This is a genomic window from Atlantibacter sp., from assembly GCF_032062175.1.
Lineage (GTDB): Bacteria > Pseudomonadota > Gammaproteobacteria > Enterobacterales > Enterobacteriaceae > Atlantibacter.
On the sequence record NZ_DAMBQK010000038.1, the window covers coordinates 18,988 to 28,251 of the forward strand.

11 protein-coding genes are annotated in these 9,264 nt (G+C 54.0%); 8 read left to right on the forward strand and 3 right to left on the reverse strand.

What is annotated here, in order from left to right; all coding sequences use genetic code 11:
• Window positions 1-2: 2 nt before the first annotated feature.
• The 5 genes from nqrE to RT120_RS21340 all read left to right on the forward strand — a co-directional run bounded on the left by nqrE (window position 3) and on the right by RT120_RS21340 (window position 3,740).
• Complete coding sequence (nqrE, locus tag RT120_RS21320; protein WP_125295130.1) at window positions 3-599, forward strand: NADH:ubiquinone reductase (Na(+)-transporting) subunit E; 597 nt, start codon at window positions 3-5, stop codon at window positions 597-599.
• Between the two features lie 9 nt (window positions 600-608).
• A complete protein-coding gene (gene nqrF / locus RT120_RS21325) occupies window positions 609-1,835 on the forward strand; it encodes an NADH:ubiquinone reductase (Na(+)-transporting) subunit F (protein WP_312985846.1) in 1,227 nt (408 codons plus the stop codon).
• A gap of 2 nt (window positions 1,836-1,837) precedes the next feature.
• Window positions 1,838-2,050 (forward strand): (Na+)-NQR maturation NqrM, encoded by a 213-nt coding sequence (gene nqrM / locus RT120_RS21330; protein WP_312985848.1) that lies wholly within the window; start codon window positions 1,838-1,840, stop codon window positions 2,048-2,050.
• A 99-nt stretch (window positions 2,051-2,149) separates the two neighbouring features.
• On the forward strand, window positions 2,150-3,205 hold the full coding sequence (gene dinB, locus RT120_RS21335) for a DNA polymerase IV (RefSeq protein ID WP_312985850.1): 1,056 nt from the start codon (window positions 2,150-2,152) through the stop codon (window positions 3,203-3,205).
• A 22-nt stretch (window positions 3,206-3,227) separates the two neighbouring features.
• Window positions 3,228-3,740, forward strand: a complete 513-nt coding sequence (locus RT120_RS21340) for a GNAT family N-acetyltransferase (protein WP_312985852.1) — start codon at window positions 3,228-3,230, stop codon at window positions 3,738-3,740.
• A 36-nt stretch (window positions 3,741-3,776) separates the two neighbouring features.
• Here the strand turns inward: RT120_RS21340 and pepD are convergent, their stop codons facing one another.
• Window positions 3,777-5,234 carry a cytosol nonspecific dipeptidase gene (pepD, locus tag RT120_RS21345; protein ID WP_312985854.1) on the reverse strand — a complete coding sequence of 486 codons (1,458 nt, stop codon included), beginning with the start codon at window positions 5,232-5,234 and terminating at the stop codon, window positions 3,777-3,779.
• Between the two features lie 257 nt (window positions 5,235-5,491).
• On the opposite strand from pepD, the gene gpt reads away from it, so the two are divergent.
• From gpt to crl, 3 genes are all read left to right on the forward strand, one after another.
• Window positions 5,492-5,950, forward strand: a complete 459-nt coding sequence (gene gpt, locus RT120_RS21350) for a xanthine phosphoribosyltransferase (protein ID WP_312985856.1) — start codon at window positions 5,492-5,494, stop codon at window positions 5,948-5,950.
• 113 nt (window positions 5,951-6,063) lie between these two features.
• The gene (frsA, locus tag RT120_RS21355; RefSeq protein WP_312985857.1) at window positions 6,064-7,305 is read left to right on the forward strand and encodes an esterase FrsA; all 1,242 of its coding nucleotides are present in this window, start codon (window positions 6,064-6,066) and stop codon (window positions 7,303-7,305) included.
• A 57-nt stretch (window positions 7,306-7,362) separates the two neighbouring features.
• Window positions 7,363-7,764 (forward strand): sigma factor-binding protein Crl, encoded by a 402-nt coding sequence (gene crl / locus RT120_RS21360; protein WP_312985859.1) that lies wholly within the window; start codon window positions 7,363-7,365, stop codon window positions 7,762-7,764.
• A 55-nt stretch (window positions 7,765-7,819) separates the two neighbouring features.
• Here the strand turns inward: crl and phoE are convergent, their stop codons facing one another.
• Window positions 7,820-8,890, reverse strand: coding sequence for a phosphoporin PhoE (gene phoE / locus RT120_RS21365; protein ID WP_312985862.1), 1,071 nt, complete (start codon window positions 8,888-8,890; stop codon window positions 7,820-7,822).
• 178 nt (window positions 8,891-9,068) lie between these two features.
• Window positions 9,069-9,264: hypothetical protein (locus RT120_RS21370; RefSeq protein ID WP_312985864.1), on the reverse strand; the 196-nt coding region annotated here is incomplete at its 5' end.

Here is a 9,264-nt window from a genome sequence, read left to right on the forward strand (position 1 = left end):
CCATGGCCCATTACATAAGCCTGTTTGTGCGCGCGGTGTTTGTCGAAAACATGGCGCTGGCCTTCTTCCTGGGGATGTGCACCTTCCTGGCGGTGTCGAAAAAGGTTTCGACGGCATTTGGCCTGGGCGTGGCAGTCACCGTGGTGCTGGGCATTTCGGTGCCGGTCAACAATCTGGTGTTTAACCTGGTGCTGCGTGATGGCGCGCTGGTGGACGGTGTCGACCTGAGCTTCCTGAACTTCATCACGTTTATTGGGGTAATCGCCGCGCTGGTGCAAATCCTCGAGATGATCCTCGATAAGTATTTCCCGTCGCTGTACAACGCGCTGGGCATCTTCCTGCCGCTGATCGCGGTGAACTGCGCCATCTTCGGCGGCGTCTCGTTTATGGTGCAGCGCGACTATAACTTCAGCGAATCTATCGTTTACGGCTTTGGCTCTGGCATCGGTTGGATGCTGGCGATTGTCGCCATGGCGGGGATCCGCGAAAAGCTGAAATACGCCAATGTACCAGCGGGTCTGCGCGGCCTGGGGATTACCTTTATTACCACCGGCTTGATGGCGCTGGGCTTTATGTCCTTCTCCGGTGTGCAGCTTTAAGGGATAGCTATGACAGAAATATTACTTGGCGTGGGGATGTTCACGCTGATTGTGCTGGTGCTTTCAGTGCTGATTTTGTTCGCCAAATCGCTACTGGTTAACGCCAGCGATGTCGTGATTGAAATCAACGACGACACCGATAAACAGTTCCGCGCTCCGGCGGGGGACAAGCTGCTCAATACCTTATCAAACCAGGGGATCTTCGTGTCATCCGCCTGTGGCGGCGGCGGCTCCTGCGGCCAGTGCCGCGTGACGGTGAAGTCCGGCGGCGGGGACATTCTGCCCACCGAGCGGGCGCATATCTCGAAACGCGAAGCCAAAGAGGGCTGCCGTTTAGCCTGCCAGGTGGCGGTGCGCCAGGATATGAAAATCGAGCTGCCGGAAGAGATTTTCGGGATTAAAAAATGGCAGTGCGAAGTGATCTCTAACGATAACAAAGCCACGTTTATCAAAGAGCTGAAACTGCGCATTCCTGAAGGTGAAGATGTCCCGTTCCGCGCGGGCGGCTACATTCAAATCGAATGCCCGCCGCACACGGTGAATTACGCCGATTTCGACGTGCCGCAGGAATATCGTGGCGACTGGGAAAAATTCAATTTGTTCCGCTTCCAGTCAACCGTGACCGAGCCCTGCGTACGCGCCTATTCGATGGCGAACTACCCGGACGAGAAAGGCATCATCATGCTGAACGTGCGTATCGCCACGCCGCCGCCGGGCGTAACTGATGCGCCGCCGGGGATGATGTCCTCGTATATCTGGTCGCTGAAGGCCGGGGATAGCGTGACCATTTCCGGGCCGTTCGGCGAGTTCTTTGCCAAAGAGACCGACGCAGAAATGGTGTTTATCGGCGGCGGGGCAGGGATGGCGCCGATGCGTTCGCATATTTTCGACCAGTTGGTGCGCCTGAAAACCCAACGCAAAATCAGCTTCTGGTACGGCGCGCGCTCGCTGCGCGAAATGTTCTACCAGGAGGAGTTTGAGCAGTTGGCGCGGGACAATCCGAACTTTACCTTCCATATTGCGCTGTCCGATCCGCTGCCGGAGGATAACTGGACCGGCTATACCGGGTTTATCCATAATGTCCTGTACGAAAACTACCTGCGCGACCATCCTGCGCCGGAAGATTGCGAGTTCTATATGTGTGGCCCGCCGATGATGAACGCTGCGGTTATTACCATGCTGAGGAACCTGGGCGTTGAGGATGAAAACATCCTGCTGGATGATTTCGGAGGTTAATCATGTTGACCATTTTTATCGCCACCTTTGCCATCTTCCTGCTGGTGATTTTCGGCATGTCGCTTGGCGTGCTGATCAAACGTAAAACCCTCCAGGGGAGTTGCGGAGGGATTTCCGCGCTGGGCATGGAGAAAGTGTGCGACTGCCCTGAACCCTGCGATGCGCGTAAAAAGCGTCTCGCCCGGGCGGCTCAGCGCCAGAACCGCATTCTCTAATCCGAATCGCCTCCTTTATGGGGGCGATGTCTTATCCCGCTCTTCTCAATTTGCTAAATCACGCTGTATACTTATCCAGTGTTATTCCTGAGGTGGGCTATGCGCAAAATTATTCACGTCGATATGGACTGCTTTTTTGCAGCCGTAGAGATGCGCGACAACCCGGCATTACGCTATATCCCCATCGCTATCGGCGGCAGCCGGGAGCGGCGCGGGGTCATCAGCACGGCGAACTATCCGGCGCGCAAATTTGGCGTGCGTAGTGCTATGCCGACGGGAATGGCCCTGAAACTTTGTCCCCATCTCACGCTGTTGCCTGGCCGCTTCGACGCCTATAAAGAAGCCTCTAACCATATCCGTGAAATTTTCCTGCGCTATACGCCGCTGATCGAACCGCTCTCGCTGGATGAAGCCTACCTGGACGTCACCGACAGCCCGCACTGCCACGGCTCGGCAACGTTAATGGCGCGAGAAATCCGCCAGACCATTTTTGATGAACTGCAACTCACCGCCTCCGCCGGCATCGCGCCAATAAAGTTCGTGGCGAAAATCGCCTCAGATCTCAATAAGCCCAACGGCCAGTGCGTGATCACCCCGGAAGAAATGCCTGCGTTTTTGAAAACGTTGCCGCTGTCGAAAATCCCGGGCGTAGGGAAAGTCACGGCAGGCAAGCTGGAAAAGCTGGGCCTGGTAACCTGTGAAGACGTGCAGAAATGCGATCTGGCCTCACTGTTAAAGCGTTTTGGTAAATTCGGGCGAGTGCTGTGGGAGCGCAGCCAGGGTATTGATGAGCGTGAAGTCAGCAACGACCGGCAGCGTAAATCCATCGGCGTGGAACGTACCCTGGCCGAGGACATTCACGACTGGGCCGATTGTGAGCAAATCGTCGAACGCCTGTACCCGGAACTGGAGCGCCGGCTGGCGAATGTTAAACCCGACCTGTTAATTGCCCGCCAGGGCGTTAAGCTTAAGTTTAATGATTTCCAGCTCACCACTCAGGAGCACGTCTGGCCACGGCTCAATAAAGAAGATTTGCTTGCCACGGCGCGTAAAACCTGGGACGAGCGGCGCGCCGGGCGCGGCGTTCGCCTGGTGGGCCTGCATGTCACCCTGCTTGACCCACAACTGGAGCGTCAGTTGGTGCTTGGTCTTTGACTTATTAATACAGGAGGCAGTGATGGTAAAAAGCGCGCCAGTTATTCGTCGCTATCATCCACGCGATTTCCCTGATGTTGTAGAGGTGTTCCTGCGCTCGGTTAGCGAAGTGGCGGCCAGGGATTATAACGAGGCGCAAACCCGCGCCTGGGCGCAGATTGATGAACAACGCTGGATGGTACGTCTGTCGCACGCCTGGACGTTTGTCGCCTGTAACCATGACGAAATTGCCGGGTTTATTACTCTTGAGCGCGATGGGCATCTTGATTTGCTGTTTGTGCATCCTGATTACCAGCGGCAAAAAACCGCTACCGCGCTGCTGAATCGCCTGGAAAACCAGGCCCGCGCGCAAAACATTGCCACGCTGTTTACCGAAGCCAGCATTACGGCGCGGCCTTTCTTTGAGCGGCACGGGTTCAAAGTCATAGCGAAACAAACCGTGGGGTTACGGGGTGAGGATTTCGTGAATTACCGAATGCAGAAATGGCTGGGCGAGGCGCATACGCTGCTGGAATACCGTGAACTGAGCGAATAAAAAAAGGGCAACATCGCGTTGCCCTTAATCTATGACTTATTTAGCCGGAATAGCTTTCAGCAGTTCCGTGAGAAGCGTCCAGTACTGACCGACGCTTTCAATATGAACCTGCTCATCCGGGGAGTGCGGCCCGGTGATGGTTGGCCCAATCGACACCATATCCATGTCAGGATACGGTTTTTTGAACAGACCGCATTCCAGACCCGCGTGGATCACCTGAATGTTCGGCGTCTTGTTGAACAGCTTCTGGTAAGTTTCACGCACCAGCGCCATGACCGGTGAGCTGGCGTCCGGCTGCCAGCCAGGATAGCTGCCTTTGGCTTCGGTTTGCGCGCCGACCAGGCCGCCCAGCGATTCCAGCATACCGACTACGTAATCTTTACCGCTGTCGATAAGCGAACGGATCAGGCAGATAATCTGCGCGCTGTCCTGCTCCATGGTTACCACGCCGACGTTCAGGGACGTTTCCACCACGCCTTTCGCCACGTCGGAATTACGGATCACGCCGTTCGGGGTGGCGTTCAGCAGGCTGATAAACGCATCGCGGCTTGTCGCGGTCAGGGCGGATTTATCGGTTGTTGCGCTATCCAGCAGCACCACCAGATTTTTTTCCACTACCGACAGTTCGTTTTTCAGGATGTCCTGATAGTGGCTGGCCAGGTTTTTCAAGTCAGCCGCGTTGTCTGCCGGAACGGCAACGGTGGCAAAGGCTTCACGCGGGATGGCGTTACGCAGGGTGCCGCCGTTAAAGTCCACCAGACGCAGGTCCAGTTCTTTGGCGTGACCGGCCAGGAAACGCGCCAGCAGTTTGTTGGCGTTGCCCAGGCCTAAATGAATATCGCCGCCAGAGTGGCCGCCTTTCAGGCCCTTCAGCGTCAGTTTGAAGGTCTCAAAACCTGCCGGAATTGCCTCGCGATCCAGTTTCAGGGTGGTGATAAAGTCGATACCCCCTGCGCAGCCCATGTAGATTTCACCTTCTTCTTCGGAGTCGGTGTTAATCAGAATGTCGGCTTTTAACCAGCCTGGCTGCAAACCAAACGCGCCGTCCATGCCTGCTTCTTCGGTCATGGTCAACAGTACTTCCAGCGGGCCGTGGGCCACGGAATCATCCGCCAGCACCGCCAGCGCGGACGCCATACCGATGCCGTTATCTGCACCCAGCGTGGTGCCGCGCGCTTTCACCCATTCGCCGTCGATCCACGGTTGAATCGGGTCTTTGGTGAAGTCATGGTCGGTATCGTTATTTTTCTGCGGCACCATATCAAGGTGCGCTTGCAGGACCACCGTTTTGCGGTTTTCCATACCGGCAGTGGCCGGTTTGCGGATCAGGATGTTGCCAACGCTGTCGCGCTCCGCTTCCAGTCCTTTCTCACTGGCCCAGCTTAAAATGTGTTCGGCGAGTTGTTCTTCATGATAAGACGGGTGAGGGATGGAGCAGATTTTGGCAAAAATATCCCACAGCGGCTGCGGGGAGAGTTGAGACAGTTCAGACACGTTAAGTCTCCTTGACGTTGACCCGGCAAAAGGGGCTGCCGGTCACAGGTTTACCTGATTACGATGTACCACAAGCCAGGCTTGCGTGATGTCGTGAGCATACCACTTTCTGTTACATCATGTAGACCGCCTCACGTAAAAACCGCAGCGGATGCCGCACAGCACTGGTTTTTAGTGCGTCAGATCTCTATAATCTCGCGCAACCTATTTTCCCCTGAATACTTTTAAGCCGTTTAAAACAGGCCGGGACACTTCACATGAGCGAAAAATACATCGTCACCTGGGACATGTTGCAGATTCACGCCCGCAAACTGGCAAGCCGCTTGCTGCCAGCCGATCAATGGAAAGGCATTATTGCCGTGAGCCGCGGTGGTTTGGTCCCTGGCGCGCTGCTGGCCCGTGAACTGGGTATTCGCCATGTCGATACCGTCTGTATTTCCAGCTACGATCACGACAACCAGCGCGAGCTGAAAGTGATCAAGCGCGCTGAAGGCGATGGCGAAGGCTTTATTGTGATTGACGATCTGGTGGACACTGGCGGTACGGCGGTTGCCATCCGTGAGATGTACCCTAAAGCGCATTTCGTGACCATTTTCGCCAAGCCGGCCGGGAAACCGCTGGTGAATGACTATGTTGTCGACATCCCGCAGGACACCTGGATTGAGCAGCCGTGGGACATGGGCGTGGTCTTTGTACCGCCGTTGTCTGGCCGTTAATGCGAAACAGCATTTTGCCTGACTGATATCAACGCCCGCTTGCCGGGCGTTTGTTTTTTTTAGCCCCTGACACGCTACAATAGGGCCATTGAGCGTTATGGAGGCTGAACGACATGGCAAAAAATCTGAGCGAAACCCTGTTTAAACCCCGCTTTAAACACCCGGAGACGTCAACACTCGTTCGGCGGGTGCACCATACTGGCCATCCCGCCATTCAGTCCGCCCTTGATGGTAAAAATATTCCCCACTGGTATCGGATGATTAACCGCCTGATGTGGGTATGGCGCGGCATCGATCCGCGTGAAATTCTCGACGTGCAGGCGCGCATTGTGATGAGTGACGCCGAACGTACCGATCCGGCGCTGTACGACACGGTGATCGGCTATCGCGGCGGTAACTGGATTTACGAATGGTCGAAACAGGCCATGCTGTGGCAGCAACGGGCAGGGCAGGCGGAAGACGACGCCACCGCCGGTCGCCACTGGCTGAAAGCCTCTAATCTTTACAGCATCGCCGCCTATCCGCACTTAAAAGGCGATGAGCTGGCGGAACAAGCCCAGGCGCTGGGGAACCGCGCCTATCAGGAAGCGGTGCAGCGCCTGCCGTTCAACATCCGCGAGCTGGAATTTAACGTACCTGGCGGCAGCCCCGTCAGCGGTTTTTTACACCAACCGAAGGGTGACGGACCGTTCCCTACCGTGCTGATGTGCGGTGGTCTGGACGCGTTACAAAGCGATTATTTCAATCTGTTCGAGCAATATTTCGCGCCGCTGGGCATTGCGATGCTGACCCTTGATATGCCGTCGGTCGGCTTCTCGGCAAAATGGAAACTCACCCAGGACTCCAGCCTGCTGCACCAGCACGTGTTGAAATCCCTGCCGGAACTCCCCTGGATTGACCACACCCGCGTGGCGCTGTTCGGCTTTCGTTTTGGGGCCAACGTGGCAGTGCGCTTAGCCTATCTCGAATCGCCGCGCCTCAGAGCGGTGGCGTGTCTGGGACCAATGGTGCATCAGTTGCTGACTGACACCACGCTACAAAACAAAGTGCCGGAAATGTATATGGACGTGCTGGCCAGCCGGTTGGGCATGTACGATGCGGCGGATACCGCGCTGCGCACCGAGCTCAACCGCTATTCGCTAAAAACTCAGGGGTTGCTGGGCCGCCGTTGTCCGACGCCGATGCTGTCAGGTTACTGGAAAAACGATCCTTTCAGCCCGCCTGAGGAGTCGCGGTTCATCACCTCGTCATCATCCGATGGCAAATTGCTGGAGATACCCTTTAATCCGGTGTATCGCAATTTTGATAAAGCGTTAAAAGAAATTGCCGGATGGATTAACAATCGATTTGGTTAATAGATTGCTAAATTCCATTGTTTTGGTAAAACAGTTGCTTCACCAAAGGAGATTGCAATGACGTTACCGAGTGGACACCCGAAGAGCAGGATGATTAAAAAGTTCACGGCCCTGGGCCCGTATATCCGGGAAGGGCAATGTGAAGACAACCGTTTCTTTTTCGATTGCCTGGCAGTTTGCGTCAATGTCAAACCCGTGCCGGAAAAGCGTGAGTTCTGGGGATGGTGGATGGAACTGGAAGCGGAAGAGAAGCGCTTTACCTATACCTGGCATTTTGGTCTTTATGATGAAGAAGGCCACTGGCAGTCAACGCCGATTAAAGATCGTGAAGTGAATGAAAAGCTGGAGCAAACCCTGCGTGATTTCCATGAGCGTCTGCGTGAGTTGTTAGCGTCATTGGATCTGAAGCTAGAGCCGGCAGATGATTTTGCCGAAGCGAATATCAAACTCACCGCCTGATAGTTTCCCCTCTTTAAAAGCAAAACCCCCGTTTACGCGGGGGTTTTGTTGCTGATTAGAACTGGTAAGTCATACCCACGGCAACGATGTCATCGTCGTTGATGCCGAGCGCATTGTTTTTATCAATTTGGTTAATTTTGTAATCAACAAAGGCGGACATGTTTTTGTTGAAATAGTAAACCGCACCCACGTCAAAGTAGTTGACTAAATCAACGTCGCCGATGTTTTCGATATCTTTACCTTTCGACTGGACATAGCCCAGGGACGGACGCAGACCGAAGTCGAACTGATACTGAACAACCACTTCAACGTTCTGTGCCTTATTCGCTGCGCCAATGTAACTGTCACTGGCATAAACCGGTGTCATGTTACGGGTTTCAGAATACATGGCCGCAATGTAGATATTGTTGGCGTCGTATTTCAGGCCGGTCGCCCAGGCTTCTGCTTTGTCGCCTCTGCCGACACGCTGGATATTCTGTCTGTCGGTGCGTTCAGAGTTGGTGTACGCGGCACCAATGCTGTAAGGGCTGCCGCCAAAGTCATAGGTCATTGCCGTACCGAAACCGTTACCGTTTTCAGTGCGCGCGCTGCGGTCGCCATTGGCTCCCTGGTATTGCAGGGTGGTGTTCAGACCATCGACGGTACCGAAGAAATCGGTGTTACGGTAAGTCGCCAGACCATTGGCACGCTTAGCCATAAAGTTATCGTTATGACCGGAGGAGTCGCCGCCGAACTCCGGGAACATATCGGTCCAGGCTTCCACGTCATACAGCGCGCCCAGGTTACGACCATAATCGAGCGAGCCGTAGTCCTGAAGTTTTAAGCCAGCAAAAGCCAGGCGGGTTTTCTGCGTGTTAGCCGCACCTTCTTCTTTGTTACCAGCGAATTCCGCTTCCCAACGGCCATAGCCAGTCAGTTCACTATTAATTTGCGTTTCACCTTTAAAGCCGAAACGCACGTAGGTTTTATCGCCGTCTTTTGCAGAGTAATCGCTCATGTAATGCATGGCTTTCACTCGTCCGTAGACGTCCAGTTTATTACCGTCCTTGTTATAAACTTCAGCTGCTTGCGCTGCTGATGCTGTAACCATGCTCATCATCACTAATGCCAGTGTGCTTATCTTCATTTTTAATCCTTTTTATTCATCCTTTTTATGACTGCCATTAATAGAGCAACCATCAGCTAAAGAAATAGATGCGCCCTATATGACATTGCAGGAATGATATATTTCAAAGAAAGAATAAGCATGAATAAAAGTGAGATAAGGTTTCTAAAAATGTAATTTTCGGAATTTTAAATAAACATTATTGCTTCTGTCCGAATACCTCAGAAAATGCGCCAGCCTGTTTATTTGGCTCTACGTGAATGTTGAAACGACAGGGGATAACGGAAAGCGATTCTGCGTAAACGAGGGGGTGTTGCCTGAAAGCAAAACCCCCGCTTGCGCGCTGGGGAATCCCCAGTAATGTGCGGGTAAAAAAGGACGGGCATAGAGTTTTG

Coding starts and splice junctions, on each gene's coding strand:
- nqrE (WP_125295130.1), top strand. CDS start 3: ATGGCCCATTACATAAGCCTGTTTGTGCGCGCGGTGTTTGTCGAAAAC.
- nqrF (WP_312985846.1), top strand. CDS start 609: ATGACAGAAATATTACTTGGCGTGGGGATGTTCACGCTGATTGTGCTG.
- nqrM (WP_312985848.1), top strand. CDS start 1,838: ATGTTGACCATTTTTATCGCCACCTTTGCCATCTTCCTGCTGGTGATT.
- dinB (WP_312985850.1), top strand. CDS start 2,150: ATGCGCAAAATTATTCACGTCGATATGGACTGCTTTTTTGCAGCCGTA.
- RT120_RS21340 (WP_312985852.1), top strand. CDS start 3,228: ATGGTAAAAAGCGCGCCAGTTATTCGTCGCTATCATCCACGCGATTTC.
- gpt (WP_312985856.1), top strand. CDS start 5,492: ATGAGCGAAAAATACATCGTCACCTGGGACATGTTGCAGATTCACGCC.
- frsA (WP_312985857.1), top strand. CDS start 6,064: ATGGCAAAAAATCTGAGCGAAACCCTGTTTAAACCCCGCTTTAAACAC.
- crl (WP_312985859.1), top strand. CDS start 7,363: ATGACGTTACCGAGTGGACACCCGAAGAGCAGGATGATTAAAAAGTTC.
- phoE (WP_312985862.1), bottom strand. CDS start 8,890: ATGAAGATAAGCACACTGGCATTAGTGATGATGAGCATGGTTACAGCA.